We start from the raw sequence: 14,395 nt of genomic DNA, 5'->3' as shown, positions 1-14,395 counted from the left end.
ACCGCCTGTTGCTCATTTAAAATCTTGACAGTGATTACGTTTAAAACGTATGTTTGATTTTTATTGTTTTTGAGTATAGACATGGCTCAGTTAGACACAGTTGAACGTATTTTAGATGCAGCGGAAACATTGTTTGCGGAAAAAGGATTTGCGGAGACCTCACTACGCCTTATAACCAGTAAGGCTCAGGTTAATTTGGCTGCGGTGAATTATCATTTTGGTTCGAAGAAATCGCTGATTCAGGCGGTTTTTTCGCGCTTTCTAGAACCCTTCTGCGCCAACCTGGATGCTGAGCTGGATCGCTTAGAGGCCAGCCAGCGACAGCCAGAAACCCTAGAGTCTTTGCTAGAGTTGCTGTTGGAGCAAACCCTCAAACTAGAGCCGCGTAACCGCAGTGACTTGTCGGTCTTTATGCGCTTGGTGGGCTTATCTTTTAGTCAAAGTCAGGGGCATTTACGGCGCTATTTAGACGAAAAATACGGCAAGGTTTTTCGCCGTTATGTGGCTTTATTGCATAAAGCAGCGCCGCAAATGTCACCCCTAGAGCTGTTCTGGCGTCTACATTTCATGATCGGCGCAGTGTCCTTTAGCATGTCAGGTATTAAAGCCTTGCGTGCCATGGCCGAAACTGATTTTCATGTTAAAACCTCAACTGAGCAAATTATGCGCATGATGGTGCCATTTTTGGCTGCTGGAATGCAGGCGCCTAGCGCCAAACAAGCTTTAGAAGACGTACAACCTATTGCACTGGAGATGTAAGATTAGTGAAGCTGTATAGAAGCCACATTGATGCATTATATGTTTCTATTGCGCAACAACGCATGACTGCTTATGCGGGCGAAGAACTGATTCAAACCTATAGTATTTCTACGGCTCTGGCCGGCGCCGGTGAGCAAAAAAACTCTGGCTGTACACCGCGTGGCAAACACTATGTGCGCGCTAAAATTGGCGCGGATATGCCTCTGGGTGCGGTCTTTAGCGGACGACGCTGGACGGGCGAGATTTGCACGCCTGAACTGCAGGAGCAACACCCTGAGCGGGATTGGATTCTAACGCGCATCCTTTGGTTGAGCGGTTGTGAGCTGGGTAAAAACAGACTAGGCGAAGTAGATACCTTTGCGCGTTATATTTATATTCACGGCACGCCAGATACGCACTTGCTAGGACAGCCCGTATCACATGGCTGTATCCGCATGGAAAACCAAGAGTTGGCTGAGCTATTTAATCAGGTGAGCGTTGGTACTTTAGTGCACATTAATGAGAAGTGATTGTTTTGATGAGTATTTTTTATAAGGAAGAAGTTTTATGCAAGGCTCATTAATGTTGGATTTGCAGGGCACTTGGTTAACTGCCCACGAGCGCGCTATTTTGCGTCAGCCAGAGGTGTGCGGTGTGATTCTTTTTGCGCGTAACGTCGAGCATCCGGAACAGGTCGCAGAACTGTGTCGCAGCATTAAAGCGGTACGTAATGATTTGTTAATTTCTGTTGACCAAGAGGGCGGCCGCGTGAGGCGTTTGCGCCGTGGCTTTAGCGCTTTGCCTTCTATGCAAGCTATCGCCCAGAGCAGTGAGCCGCAAAAAAATGCTCAGCTTTGTGGTTGGCTAATGGCTGCAGAGGTATTGGCTGTTGGTATTGATTTTAGTTTTGCACCCGTGCTGGATCTGGACTATGGCCATAATACCGTGATTGGCAACCGCTCTTTTGGCGCGCAAGTGGCACAGGTGACGAGTCTAGCCCGCGCCTTTATGCAGGGCATGGCTAAGGCAGGCATGGCCAACGTGGGCAAGCATTTCCCAGGGCATGGTTGGGTCGAGGCGGACTCTCACTTTGCCGTGCCGATTGATAGACGCAGTTTGAGCGCTATAGAGAAAACAGATCTTAGGGTTTTTGCTGAATTGGCGCAAGAAATGACAGCCGTTATGCCTGCTCATGTTATTTATTCTGAGATAGATGAATTGCCAGCAGGTTTTTCCAGTTTTTGGCTACAGCAAGTATTGCGTGAGCAACTGGGTTTTACGGGTTTGATTTTTAGTGATGATCTTTGTATGGCGGGTGCTCATGTGGTGGGTGATATGGCCGCGCGTACCTTGGCAGCAATCAGTGCAGGTTGTGATATTGCACTGGTGTGCAATGATCCTGCTGCTGCCGAGCAAGCCTTGGTGACGATGCAAACAGAGAAAATCCAACCCTGTGCACACACCTCTATAATGCTTGGTAAAAACAGATTACAAAAAGAGTTTCAGTCTCAGCCAGAATTTCAATTAGCGCGCCGAGCGATAAGCTTATTGGCCGCGCAGTAGGGGATTTTATGTCTAAATTTGCAATTATTGGTGGTACCGGATTAACCCAGCTTGAGGGTTTAACCATTCGCAATGCGGAAATGCTTGACACGCCTTATGGCGCTACGTCTTCGGCAGTTTTGCATGGTATGTATGCCGGACGTGAGGTGTTGTTTTTAGCCCGTCATGGTCACCCGCATCGCATTGCTCCGCACCAGGTCAACTACCGCGCCAACCTCTGGGCTTTGCGCCATGCTGGAGCGGATAAGGTTATTTCAGTCAACGCCGTCGGCTCCATTGCCAGCGATTTAGAAACAGGACATTTTTGCGTTCCCGATCAAATCATTGATTACACTTGGGGGCGTGAACACACGCTATTTGAAGGTGATTTGCAGCATGTTACCCACGTGGATTTTAGCTATCCATACGATGCCAACCTGCGTAAGCGGTTAAGTGCGGCGATAGCCGTGCATGGGTATTCCTGTAAGTACCATGGGGTGTATGGCTGTACTCAAGGGCCGCGTCTGGAAACCGTAGCGGAAATTAAGCGCATGGAACGTGATGGCTGCGATATTGTAGGTATGACCGGCATGCCCGAAGCGGCTTTAGCGCGTGAGCTTGGTCTTAGCTATGCCAGCCTCGCTTTGGTGGTGAATCCTGCCGCGGGTAAGTCAGATGGAGTGATTACCATGGCGCAAATCGATGCGGCGATTAAAACAGGCATGGATAAGGTGAAATCCATCTTGGCACGCGTGTTGACGGCCTAGGCTGTTTTGTTCAGTTGCTATGCAAGGGTTCCGCTGCTTGAACCCCTGCAATAGTAATAAAGCCATGGGCAAATCGTACCCATTGGCCGCTGATAATACTTTGGCTGGGCCAGTGGCTAGAGAGTTCTTTTAATAGACGAATTTTAAAGATTCCGTCATCGTTGAGACTGATGACTTCTGCATCCAAAAAACCAAAGTAACGCTGGGTGAGTGGGTTAAGCGTTTTAAACAGGCTTTCCTTAGCGGAAAAAATACAGGTTAAAAATTCCGCAAACGTCCAGAGATTGACGGATTCAAACAAGTCCAACTCCGATTGTCTAAGCACTGCTTTGTGCAGGCGCTCAGCGCGAGTGCTTGCTATGCAGCGCTCAATATCCAAACCTAATGCCAACCAATCTTGCTGCCGCGATACCACTGCAGCGGCCCAGCCGTGACTATGGCTGATTGAACCACATAAACCTTGTGGCCAGTCAGGCTGTCCTGTATCTGGATGGCGTGCAGGAACAATAGGGCTGGCAATAATTTGGTTCAGTGCGTGTTGCGCACAGTAACGCCCCGCAACAAACTCAGCTTGGCGTTTATTGGTGGCCTTAAGTGGGGGCAGGGCCAGTTTTTCAAAATCTGTACTGCTGACCAACCCAGCATTAAAGTTAGACGAGGCAAACGCGCAACCTGACCATGGATTGTTAAAGGGCCAGTCCTGATTAATCTGGGTAATAAAGGGAGTTTTGTTTGTTTGCTGAGGTGCTTTTGCGTTAATGGCTTTATCCAATGAGTTGAATTGTGTTATAAGAGTAGTGTTATTTAGAGTGTTTGATTATAAGGTATTAAAGTCATTTTCGGCAACGTAGAGGTCAAGGTGAAATTACAGCAGCTTCGTTATATCTGGGAAGTCTCCCGTAATGGGTTAAATGTATCAGCAACAGCGCAGGTTTTATATACCTCTCAACCAGGCATCAGTAAACAGATTCGCTTGCTGGAAGATGAGCTAGGGGTAGAGATATTTGCCCGCTCCGGCAAGCACCTGTCCCATATCACCGCAGCGGGTCAGCGCATTATTGATACGGCTGGGGAGATATTGCGCCAATGCGAAAGCATTAAGCAGATTGCACAAGAGTTCTCTAACGAGCGTGCCGGTGAACTGACGGTAGCTACGACGCACACACAGGCGCGCTATGCGCTGCCTAAGGTTATAGGTCAGTTTATCCAAGAGTTTCCTGATGTGTCTTTGCATATGAATCAGGGTACACCGGCGCAAATTGCCGAAATGGCTGCTGATGGCTCAGTGGACTTTGCTATTGCCACCGAGGGGCTAGAAGACTTCCCCGAGCTGATTACCATGCCGTGCTATAGCTGGAACCGTTGCGTCGTTGTGCCTAAAGAACACCCGTTGGCACAAGAGAAAAAAATCAGTCTAACCACCTTGGCACAGCATCCCATTGTGACCTATGTCTTTGGTTTTACCGGTCGTTCTAAACTGGATGAGGCGTTTAAGGAACAAGGTCTGGAACCCAAAGTAGTGTTTACGGCGGCTGACTCTGACGTGATTAAAACCTATGTGCGACTGGGCTTAGGCGTGGGCATCGTAGCGCGTATGGCGGTGGATGAGGTTGAAGATAGCGACTTGGTGGTTTTGGATGCCAGTGAGTTGTTTGAGCCGAGTGTGACTAAAATTGCTTTCAGGCGCGGTACTTTTTTACGTGGCTATATGGCCTCGTTTATTGAGCGTTTTGCCCCGCATCTAACCCCAAAGGTGCAATCGCAAGTCATACAGTGCCGCAATCAAGAAGAAATTAATGCTTTGTTTGCTGGAGTGAAATTGCCCAGCTATTAGTAACATTGAGCTGGCTAGGGTTGCTTGCTACTATGCGCGCCTTATTATGGCTGCTGGGCTAGCTATTATTAGTTTAAGGAGAGGTCGGGTAATGGCTGAGTATCGCGAAACACTACACAAGAATTATGGTCAGTACTTTGCAGTGGATAAAATGCTGCATGAAGTGCGCACCGAACACCAACATTTGGTTATTTTTGAAAATGCCTTAATGGGGCGAGTGATGGCGCTTGATGGTGCTATCCAGACCACTGAGGCGGATGAGTTTTTTTACCATGAAATGCTCACCCATACACCTATTTTGGCGCATGGCGCTGCCCGTCGTGTGCTGATTATCGGCGGCGGTGATGGCGGTATGTTGCGCGAAGTGTGTCGTCACGCCAGCGTTGAGCATGTGACCATGGTCGAGATCGATCAAGCGGTGGTGGATATGTGTAAAGAGTATCTGCCCAAGCACTCCAACGGTGCGTTTGATGATCCACGTGTCAACCTAGTGATTGATGACGGTATGAGTTTCGTGGCTAATTGCACTGATACATTTGATGTCATTATTAGTGACTGCCCAGACCCAACAGGCCCTGCAGAAGTGCTGTTCTCGGAAGGGTTTTACGAGGCGTGCCATCGCTGTCTAACCGCTGACGGGATTTTGGTCGCCCAAAACGGTACGCCTTTCTTGCAGTTGGATGAGGTGAAAACCACAGCTAAGCATATTTCATCTTTGTTTGCCGACTGGCATTTTTACCATGCAGCAGTACCGACTTACATTGGTGGGGCGATGACCTTTGCGTGGGCGGCTAAGAATCCGGCGGCACGCCAGCAGCCCTTAGCGGTGTTGCGTCAGCGCTATGCTGAGAGTGGCGTGACCACACGTTATTACAACGCGGATATTCATCAGGCAGCGTTTGCGCTACCGCAGTATGTTTTGCAAGCGATTGGTAAACACAATAACGATTAAAAAAGAGCCTAGCAGCTGTTGCTGACTAGGCTCTTGCGTTGCATTAAAAAGCTCTTAAACACGGTTTAGGAGCTTTTTTGTTTTAAACGGGGAACAACTCGCCAAGCTTCATAGCGAGCATCATATCGCCTTCCGCTGCGAGTCTGCCGCCCATAAAGGCTTGCATACCATCGGTTTCACCGCTGGCAATTTCTTTAAAGGTATCGCTGTCCATAATGAGCGTGACATTTGCATCGGCTGCATCACCCGCCTGTACATTACAGGTTCCGTCTTTTACGATGAGGTGGTAATTTTCGCCATCGGTGATGTTGAGCTGGAAAGTAAGATCAAGGCCAGCAGCAGCGGCAGAGTCGAAGTTTGCGATGTATTTTTCAATAATCTCAGCAGCAGACATGGTTTTTATCCTTATTAGATAATTGATAGAAGGGTAGCGGTGGTCGCTGTTTACAGCTAAAGAGTAGGGTTAAGCAGCTGTGCTGTCAAATAGTTTCATACGCATGTTTGAAATCCTTATGGGTTTGTCAGTTTGCTGTATAATTGAGCAATCGTTTTTACACTAATTATCCGAGCTTTATGGAGGCTTTGTGGACTTTATTCTGGACTATGCAGGATTTTTATTGCGTGCAGTTACCGTAGTTATGGTGGTGGCTATCATCTTAGCTTTCGCGGCCAGCGCAAAAGGCCGCGGCAGAAGCAAAGAAGGCAGTTTGCATGTGAAGTCGCTCAATGAGTTTTATGGTGATCTTAAGCAGCAACTTCAGGCTGAGTTGCTGGATAAGAAACAGTTTAAAGCCGTGAATAAACAAGAGGCTGATAAGGCGAAACACGCGAAGAAACAAAAAACTGAACAGTCGCGTGTCTTTGTGCTGGATTTTGCTGGTGATATAAAAGCTTCAGCGGCGGATAGTTTACGCCACGAAGTGACGGCTTTGCTCTCCATGGCTAAGAAAGACGACGAGGTGGTGCTCAGGCTGGAAAGTACAGGGGGGATGGTGCACAGCTATGGCTTTGCTGCATCGCAGTTGGCGCGGATTCGCCAAGCTGGTATTCCGTTAACTATTTGTGTGGATAAGGTGGCGGCCAGTGGCGGTTATATGATGGCGTGCTTAGGGGATAAAATCCTTAGCGCACCCTTTGCGATTTTGGGGTCAGTGGGTGTGGTAGCGCAGTTGCCCAATATTCATCGACTACTGAAAAAGCATGATATTGACGTGGAAATTCTGACAGCGGGTGAATACAAGCGCACATTAACGGTGCTGGGTGAAAATACCGAGCAAGGTCGTAAAAAGTTTCTAGAGGATTTACAAACCACTCATGATTTATTCAAAGAGTTTGTGGTTGGTTATCGCCCGCAGCTGGATATCAACAAAGTTGCTACAGGTGAGATTTGGCTGGGAACCGATGCGCTAAAGCTTGAGTTGGTGGATCAGTTACAAACCAGTGATGAATATCTGTCTAAGCGAGCGCAAGAAAGTAAAGTTTACGCATTGGAGTACGCATTTCGCAAAAGCATGCAGGAACGTATCGGTCTTGCAGCATTGTTGACCACAGATTCGTTTCTACTACGTTGGTGGGAAAGACTGTTACAGCAAAGGTTTTGGCGTTAGTCTAGACGGATAGTGTGAATTAAATACAGGCATCCATTTGGTTGGGTGCGCTTTCTGGGTAGAACGTGCGATAGAGTCTTCCCAACCTAAACGTATGTGGTGGAGAAAATGATGAGCAGTTATCTAGCGCTATGGGTCACAGAAGAGCCTGAGTTTCAGCAGCAAGTTGTCGAGCGAGCTAAAGAAGAATTGCCACAGGGTGATGTGCTTATTCGAGTCAAATACTCCTCACTGAACTATAAAGATGCACTGTCGGCAATGGGTAATAAAGGGGTCACTAGAAAGTATCCACATACCCCAGGTATTGATGCGGCGGGGGTGGTGGAAAGCTCTAATGTGCCCGAGTTTGCCCAGGGTGATGAGGTTATAGTCACTGGCTACGATTTAGGTATGAATACCTTTGGTGGGTTGGCGCAATATATTCGCGTGCCTGCCGACTGGGTTATCAAGCGACCACAGGGTTTGTCTTTACGTGAGTCGATGATTCTAGGTACGGCTGGCTTGACCGCTGCCTTGTGTGTTGAAAAGCTGGTGCGAGCTGGTTTGCGACCAAGTGATGGTGACGTGCTGGTGACCGGCGCCACAGGAGGTGTAGGCTCGATCGCGATTAAGCTGCTAAGCCAGTTGGGTTACTCCGTGGTCGCAGCAACAGGAAAAGTAGAACAGCAGGCTGATTTTTTAAAACAATTAGGCGCTAGTCAGGTGATTAATCGTGCTGAGCTCTTAGAAGGGGCCGACAAACCCTTGCTGCGTCCAAGATGGGCCGGTGCAGTGGATACAGTCGGTGGCGAGATGATGTTCAATGTGATTAAAGCATTGAATTACGGCGCAAGCATGGCTTGTTGTGGGTTAACTGCTGGAACTGATTTTAAGGGTAATGTTTTCCCATTTATTTTGCGTGGCGTGAACCTCTTAGGCGTTGATTCAGTTGAGTTGCCTATAGTGGTTAAGGCCTCGATGTGGGATAAGTTGTCATTGCAATGGAAAATGGATTTAGAGTCTCTAGTGCAAGAGATTAATCTTAGTGAAGTTGCCGAGGCGATAAAAACCATGCTGGCTGGTCAGCAACGCGGACGTATTTTAGTGCGCGTTGATTAAATTAGAGCAATAAAAAAGGCTGCCGCGGCAGCCTTTTTTGTGCAGTGCTAACTAAATCAGTGGTTATAACGTTGTAACACCAGCGTGGCGTTAGTGCCACCAAAACCGAAGCTGTTACTCATAATGGTATTGAGCGTTACGTTTTCTTGGGTTTTGGTGATTATATTTAAACCCTTAGCCGCTTCATCCATGTCTTCGATATTGACCGAACCGGCAATAAAATTATTTTCCATCATCAGCAACGAGTAAATGGCCTCTTGTACGCCAGTGGCGCCTAAAGAGTGGCCAGACAAACTCTTGGTGGAGCTGATTGCAGGGTTTTTATCGCCAAATACTTCGCGGATAGCGTTAAGTTCTGCTGTATCGCCCACAGGGGTAGAAGTGCCGTGCGTGTTGATGTAGTCAACCGGAGCGTCCACGTTGTTTAGGGCCTGTTGCATGCAGCGTACAGCACCTTCGCCGCTAGGTGCGACCATGTCGTAACCATCGGATGTAGCGCCGTAGCCGACGATCTCAGCATAAATTTTAGCGCCGCGCTTTAAGGCATGCTCAAGTTCTTCAACAACTATCATGCCGCCACCGCCAGCAATGACAAAGCCATCACGCTTACTGCAGTAAGCACGGGAAGCTTTGTCTGGGGTGTCGTTGTATTGAGTGGAGAGCGCGCCCATGGCATCAAACAGGCAGCTTTGGCTCCAATGCTCTTCTTCGCCACCACCGGCAAAAACGACGTCTTGTTTGCCGAGCTGAATTTGCTCAACGGCCTGACCAATACAGTGAGCGCTGGTGGCGCACGCAGAGGAAACAGAGTAGTTAACCCCTTTGATTTTGAAAGGAGTCGCCAGACAGGCTGAAACGGTACTGCCCATGGTGCGAGTGACACGGTAAGGACCGATGCGCTTAACGCCTTTTTCACGTAGGGTGTCGATGGCTTCCATTTGGTTCAAGGTGGAGGCGCCGCCGGAGCCCGCAATCAAACCCGTGCGCGGGTTAGATACCTGCTCTTCAGTTAGGCCGCTATCTTCAATCGCTTGCTGCATGGAAAGATAGGCAAAGGCAGCTGCGTCGCCCATAAAGCGAAGTACTTTGCGATCAATCAATTCGTTTAAATCGATATCTACAGAGCCGGAAACTTGGCTGCGCAAGCCAGCCTCAGCATAGCTTGGGTTAAAACGAATACCAGAGCGACCAGTACGCAAGCTGTCTATAACTGTGTTTTTATCTGTTCCTAAGCAAGAAACAATACCAATACCTGTGATTACTGCACGACGCATACATTCCATCCTTAAAAAGAATCAGTGGAAGTAAATAGGCCGACTCTTAAGCCTTCGGCACTATAGATTTCACGACCATCAACACTCACGGTGCCGTCAGCAATTGCTAGGATTAGTGAGCGGTTAATGGTGCGCTTGATATGAATGTTGTAAGTGACCTTTTTAGCTGTGGGTAGTACTTGACCAAAAAATTTGACGTCCCCCGAGCCTAATGCGCGACCGCGGCCAGGGTTACCTTGCCAGCCTAAGTGAAAACCAACCAATTGCCACATGGCGTCTAGACCAAGACAGCCGGGCATTACTGGGTCACCTTCAAAGTGACAGCCGAAAAACCATAGGTCAGGATTAATATCTAACTCGGCGACAATTTCACCTTTACCGTACTTACCACCTGTTTCGCAGATGTGCGTAATGCGATCAATCATCAGCATATTGGGCGCTGGCAACTGCGCATTACCGGGTCCGAAGAGTTCTCCACGACTGCACTTTAGAAGCTCTTCGTAGGTAAAGGAATTTTGTTTGCTCATGCTGGATCCTTGTAAAGTGTTCTCTTAGTAGGCGTAAAATAATTGCCTATTTAAATCTGGGTAACAAGAAAAATCTATAGAACTTAAGACTTTATATTGTGTTGACGCAAAGCTGCTCGTTAGTAATGCAGGGAGGCTTTAACTAAAAAAACAGCATTTTACAGTACAGATAGACAAGTGCCACTTAACCTAAGTCACATGTTCGTTGTAGTAATGCGTGTTTGGAGCATTAATATGGCAAAGCGGACCTTTCCTGTTGCGCTGTAAAGCGCTTTGTCTTGTATAGTATCGAGCAGGAAAAAATGTAGGCGTAGAACAAATAGGGGCTGTTATGCAGGGTGTTTTATTGGCGTTATGGCCTATCTTTGCTTTGATTGTAAGTGGGTTTGTGTTGCAAAAACTGCGGCTTTTTGGCGCTGAATTTTGGGTGGGTGCGGAAAAGTTAAACTATTTTTTCTTATTTCCAGCGCTATTGATTAGCAGCCTAACACTGGCACCGTTTTTTAGTCCCGACTTACCGCAGATGGCACTGTTGATTGTTTTGAGTATTGCAGTGGCTTGGGCTGTTTTACAGTTGTTGCGTAAGCGCTATAGCTGGCCTGCCACGCGATTTGGTGTCTTGGCGCAAGGCGCGCTGCGCTTTAATACCTATCTGGGTTTGGCTGTTGTTGCTGCGATGTTTGGCAAGGATGGCTTGGCTTTGGCTGCCATTATTTTAGCGATTAAAGTTCCCATTCTTAATCTGTTATCTGTGTGGGCTTTGGCAGCGGGTAAAGAGGTGCGCATTCAGCAGCTGCTGTTGCCTGTTCTGAAGAACCCTTTAATTTTGGCCTGTGTTGTGGGCATTGCATTGAATTTATCTGAGGTGGGATTGCCGTTAGGTAGCGACAGGTTTTTAAGCATGCTGGGTGCGGCTAGTTTGCCTTTGGGGTTGCTCTGTGTGGGAGCCGCTTTACAGCCGGCGTATTTGCTGGGTGAGCGGCATGCCTTGTTGCTAAATAGTGCTGGTAAGTTACTGTTACTTCCGTGCTTGGTTGGTTTACTCGCTTGGTTGTTGCAGTTGCCCGCTTTGGCTGGCGCTTTAGTGGTGATATTTTTTGCCCTGCCAACGGCGCCCAGTGCCTATATTTTAGCTCGACAAATGGGCGGGGACAGTCAGTTGATGGCGGGGATTATTACCATGCAAACGTTATTGGCTGCGTTGAGTCTGCCCTTGGTGTTAATGCTACTGCCAAGCTGAGCCATGTAAATAGATTGGTGAAGGCAGGTGAGTTCTCTATAATGCTTGGATTCGCTATAGGCGGTGGGAGAGAGATGTAATGACAACAACTAAACCTGTTGCCGTTTTAGGTGGCGGTAGTTTTGGTACGGCGCTGGCTAATTTATTAGCGGGCAATCGACAGCGTGTTTTGTTGTGGATGCGCGATGAACAACAAGCTGCTTATATGCGTGAGCATGGTAAAAACCCGCGCTATTTAAAGGATGTGCCTTTGCTCAAGGGTATCGAGCCTGTTACTGACTTGGCTGCGAGCTTGGTCGCCTGCGATATGGTTTTTGTGGCTTTGCCTTCAACAGCGTTGCGCGCCGTGTTAGAGCCTTATGCGGATATACTGAGCAGCAAGCTGCTGATTAGCACCACCAAGGGGATTGAAGCAGATACCTTTAAGTTGATGAGTCAGATTTTAGAGGACATTGCGCCCCAGGCGCGTATCGGTGTGCTGTCGGGCCCTAATTTAGCGCGCGAAATTGCCGAACATGCGTTGACCGCCAGCGTGATTGCCAGTGAAGATGCCGACTTGTGTGCACAAGTGCAGTTAGTGCTGCATGGCGACACGTTTCGTGTGTATGCCAGTGCGGACCGCTTTGGTGTTGAGTTGGGTGGGGCATTGAAAAATGTCTACGCTATTATAGCGGGCATGGCGGTGGCTATGGGCATGGGCGAGAATACTCGCAGTATGCTGATTACTCGGGCTTTAGCAGAAATGACTCGTTTTGCGGTCAAGCTGGGTGCAAATCCCATGACGTTTTTAGGTTTGGCGGGTGTGGGCGATCTGGTGGTGACCTGCAGTTCGGTAAAAAGTCGCAACTACCAAATTGGTTATGCGTTGGGTGAAGGTCTGAGCTTAGAGCAGGCCGTGGAGCGTTTGGGTGAGGTGGCTGAGGGCGTGCACACTATTAAGGTGCTCAAACAGAAAGCCGAAGAACTGGGTGTTTATATGCCCTTGGTTACGGGCTTGTATGCCGTGTTGTTTGATGGCTACACCATGAAGCAGGTGGTGGGTGGTTTGATGCTGGGCGAGCCCAAAACAGAGGTTGACTTTATCTCCACCGAGGGTTTTGGAGTATGAGCATGAATAGGCTAGCCAAACGTATAGCTCGAGAAGCTATCGTTTTGCGTATCATCTGGATGTTGGTTTTTTTGTTGGTTTGGCAGATAGCGGTACCCTTGTTGGGGTTAGTGGTTTTGGCGCAGTTGGTGTTTCGTTTGATCTATGCGGCGCCTCATCAAAACCTGATGAGCTTCGGTGACTCGTTAAGCCAATATTTGCTACAAATTGGGCGTTTTGAGGTGTTCAGTACAGATGAAAAGCCTTGGCCAATTGCTGACTGGCCCCAAGCTTATCCGGCCGAAGGCGAAGCAGCTTATCAATCACGCAAAGAAGTGGACACAGCAGAGTAGATAATACATATGAAGCTTTGGTTGTTACGTCATGGTGAAGCGCAACCCTACCAGCGCAAAGATGCTGAGCGGCAGCTGACTGAGCGAGGTCGTAAACAAGTGATTGAGGCAGCGCAAAGTGTCGCGGGTAACAGGTTTTCCCACGCTTTATGCAGCCCCTATATTAGGGCCAGGCAAACAGCAGAGATTTTTTTGCCGGCAGTGGATTATCACAAAGAGCCCGAAATAGTACCTTGGCTAACCCCAGAAAGTAGCGTGGCTGAAGCGCAGCGTTATTTGGCTAGCTATACTGTGGATAGCTTGTTATTAATAGGTCATCAGCCGTTATTGGGCAATCTAGTTGGCTGGTTTTGTGATGGCAGCGCGCAGTATTCAATGCCATTAGCTACAGCTACTGTGGTGCAGTTAGAGGGGGATTGCCTGGCGGCAGCAATGAATCTGTTGTCAGTGCAGCATGTACAAAATTAACAAGAAGGAGAGCCAGTGAGCTACCCAGCAAAAGAAATACGTATTCAATTACCGCATATCGATCTCGCAGCTCGTGTTTATGGACCTGAAGACGGTGTTCCAGTATTAGCCCTACATGGCTGGCTTGATAATGCCATGAGTTTTGAGTTGTTAGCACCTAAGCTTCCAGGCTTGCGGATTGTCGCCTTGGATATGGCAGGACATGGTTTTTCTGGTCGTCGTGCTCCGGGTGCGGGTTATCAGTTATGGGACTTTGCCACTGATGCCTTGTTGGCTACCCAGGAGTTAGGCTGGTCTAAGTTTTCAATTTTAGGTCATTCGCTAGGTGGCATTGTCGGTGTGTTGGTTGCTGCTGCCGTGCCAGAACGTATTGAGCGTTTGGCGCTGATTGATGGTTTGGTGCCTGATACTGGCGAGGCCGCGCAATCACCGAAAAAGTTGGGTGAAGCGTTGTTGGCGCAAATTGATGTGCATACTAAAAAGAAAACGGTCTATAGCTCTGAAGCTCAGGCTGTACAGGCACGGGTGCGTGGCTTTATGCCGGTGAGTGAGTTGGCGGCACAGTTACTGGTGTCGCGCGGGCTGAGTCCGGTGGGTGGTGGTTATTGCTGGAATACGGATGTGCGTTTAACCTTGCCTTCACCTCTGCGCTTAACCATCAAGCATGCACAGGCTTTTGTGCAGGCACTTCAGTGCCCAGTTAGCCTAGTCTTGGCAGAGCAGGGTCTACTGGTTAATGTGCCAGAGTTTATGGCCTTTATGGATACATTGGACAAACAAAATATGGTGATACACAGAGTTTTAGGTGGTCACCACCTGCATCTTGATGATGAACAGGGTGCGCAAGCTGTAGCTGAATGCTTTGCTGAGTTTTTAGCAGCTAGATAGCGAGTAAGCAAGGGGGTTTA

Annotated in this window: 17 protein-coding genes; 13 read left to right on the top strand and 4 right to left on the bottom strand. The window is 48.4% G+C overall.

What is annotated here, in order from left to right:
* Positions 1-81: 81 nt before the first annotated feature.
* From QEZ41_RS07530 to QEZ41_RS07515, 4 genes are read left to right on the top strand one after another with little or no spacing between them, the layout of a single operon-like run.
* Positions 82-759 (top strand): TetR/AcrR family transcriptional regulator, encoded by a 678-nt coding sequence (locus QEZ41_RS07530; protein WP_353061896.1) that lies wholly within the window; start codon positions 82-84, stop codon positions 757-759.
* A gap of 5 nt (positions 760-764) precedes the next feature.
* Complete coding sequence (locus QEZ41_RS07525; protein WP_289410785.1) at positions 765-1,268, top strand: L,D-transpeptidase; 504 nt, start codon at positions 765-767, stop codon at positions 1,266-1,268.
* 37 nt (positions 1,269-1,305) lie between these two features.
* Entirely contained in the window at positions 1,306-2,301 is a 996-nt protein-coding gene (gene nagZ, locus QEZ41_RS07520) for a beta-N-acetylhexosaminidase (RefSeq protein ID WP_289410784.1), read from the top strand.
* A gap of 8 nt (positions 2,302-2,309) precedes the next feature.
* Positions 2,310-3,047 (top strand): S-methyl-5'-thioinosine phosphorylase, encoded by a 738-nt coding sequence (locus QEZ41_RS07515; RefSeq protein WP_289410783.1) that lies wholly within the window; start codon positions 2,310-2,312, stop codon positions 3,045-3,047.
* 10 nt (positions 3,048-3,057) lie between these two features.
* Here the strand turns inward: QEZ41_RS07515 and QEZ41_RS07510 are convergent, their stop codons facing one another.
* Positions 3,058-3,819: a 4'-phosphopantetheinyl transferase family protein gene (locus tag QEZ41_RS07510; protein ID WP_289410782.1), complete on the bottom strand. Its 762-nt coding sequence runs from the start codon at positions 3,817-3,819 to the stop codon at positions 3,058-3,060.
* An 87-nt stretch (positions 3,820-3,906) separates the two neighbouring features.
* On the opposite strand from QEZ41_RS07510, the gene cysB reads away from it, so the two are divergent.
* Positions 3,907-4,881, top strand: coding sequence for an HTH-type transcriptional regulator CysB (gene cysB, locus QEZ41_RS07505; RefSeq protein ID WP_289410781.1), 975 nt, complete (start codon positions 3,907-3,909; stop codon positions 4,879-4,881).
* Positions 4,882-4,972: 91 nt separating this feature from the next.
* Positions 4,973-5,833 (top strand): polyamine aminopropyltransferase, encoded by an 861-nt coding sequence (gene speE / locus QEZ41_RS07500; RefSeq protein WP_289410780.1) that lies wholly within the window; start codon positions 4,973-4,975, stop codon positions 5,831-5,833.
* Between the two features lie 82 nt (positions 5,834-5,915).
* On the opposite strand, the gene QEZ41_RS07495 is transcribed toward speE, so the two are convergent.
* On the bottom strand, positions 5,916-6,227 hold the full coding sequence (locus QEZ41_RS07495; protein ID WP_289410779.1) for an SCP2 sterol-binding domain-containing protein: 312 nt from the start codon (positions 6,225-6,227) through the stop codon (positions 5,916-5,918).
* Between the two features lie 190 nt (positions 6,228-6,417).
* Here QEZ41_RS07495 and sohB point away from each other — a divergent pair, with 190 nt between their 5' ends.
* Entirely contained in the window at positions 6,418-7,440 is a 1,023-nt protein-coding gene (sohB, locus tag QEZ41_RS07490) for a protease SohB (protein WP_289410778.1), read from the top strand.
* Between the two features lie 111 nt (positions 7,441-7,551).
* Positions 7,552-8,538: a YhdH/YhfP family quinone oxidoreductase gene (locus QEZ41_RS07485; protein ID WP_289410777.1), complete on the top strand. Its 987-nt coding sequence runs from the start codon at positions 7,552-7,554 to the stop codon at positions 8,536-8,538.
* A 56-nt stretch (positions 8,539-8,594) separates the two neighbouring features.
* Here the strand turns inward: QEZ41_RS07485 and fabB are convergent, their stop codons facing one another.
* Positions 8,595-9,812: a beta-ketoacyl-ACP synthase I gene (gene fabB, locus QEZ41_RS07480; protein WP_289410776.1), complete on the bottom strand. Its 1,218-nt coding sequence runs from the start codon at positions 9,810-9,812 to the stop codon at positions 8,595-8,597.
* A gap of 11 nt (positions 9,813-9,823) precedes the next feature.
* A complete protein-coding gene (gene fabA / locus QEZ41_RS07475) occupies positions 9,824-10,339 on the bottom strand; it encodes a 3-hydroxyacyl-[acyl-carrier-protein] dehydratase FabA (RefSeq protein ID WP_289410775.1) in 516 nt (171 codons plus the stop codon).
* Positions 10,340-10,670: 331 nt separating this feature from the next.
* Between fabA and QEZ41_RS07470 the strand changes: the two genes are divergently transcribed.
* The 5 genes from QEZ41_RS07470 to QEZ41_RS07450 all read left to right on the top strand — a co-directional run bounded on the left by QEZ41_RS07470 (position 10,671) and on the right by QEZ41_RS07450 (position 14,375).
* Positions 10,671-11,579, top strand: coding sequence for an AEC family transporter (locus QEZ41_RS07470; RefSeq protein WP_289410774.1), 909 nt, complete (start codon positions 10,671-10,673; stop codon positions 11,577-11,579).
* Between the two features lie 79 nt (positions 11,580-11,658).
* Positions 11,659-12,687 carry an NAD(P)H-dependent glycerol-3-phosphate dehydrogenase gene (locus tag QEZ41_RS07465; RefSeq protein WP_289410773.1) on the top strand — a complete coding sequence of 343 codons (1,029 nt, stop codon included), beginning with the start codon at positions 11,659-11,661 and terminating at the stop codon, positions 12,685-12,687.
* 2 nt (positions 12,688-12,689) lie between these two features.
* Entirely contained in the window at positions 12,690-13,019 is a 330-nt protein-coding gene (locus QEZ41_RS07460) for a DUF4389 domain-containing protein (RefSeq protein WP_289410772.1), read from the top strand.
* A gap of 9 nt (positions 13,020-13,028) precedes the next feature.
* Positions 13,029-13,487, top strand: a complete 459-nt coding sequence (gene sixA, locus QEZ41_RS07455) for a phosphohistidine phosphatase SixA (protein WP_289410771.1) — start codon at positions 13,029-13,031, stop codon at positions 13,485-13,487.
* Between the two features lie 15 nt (positions 13,488-13,502).
* Positions 13,503-14,375, top strand: coding sequence for an alpha/beta hydrolase (locus QEZ41_RS07450; RefSeq protein ID WP_289410770.1), 873 nt, complete (start codon positions 13,503-13,505; stop codon positions 14,373-14,375).
* Positions 14,376-14,395 lie beyond the last annotated feature (20 nt).

It is taken from the genome of Thiopseudomonas acetoxidans (assembly GCF_030362935.1).
In the GTDB taxonomy this organism is placed as follows: domain Bacteria; phylum Pseudomonadota; class Gammaproteobacteria; order Pseudomonadales; family Pseudomonadaceae; genus Thiopseudomonas; species Thiopseudomonas acetoxidans.
Note: the sequence above shows the minus strand (reverse complement) of the source record. Positions and strands in the feature narration are given on the sequence as shown.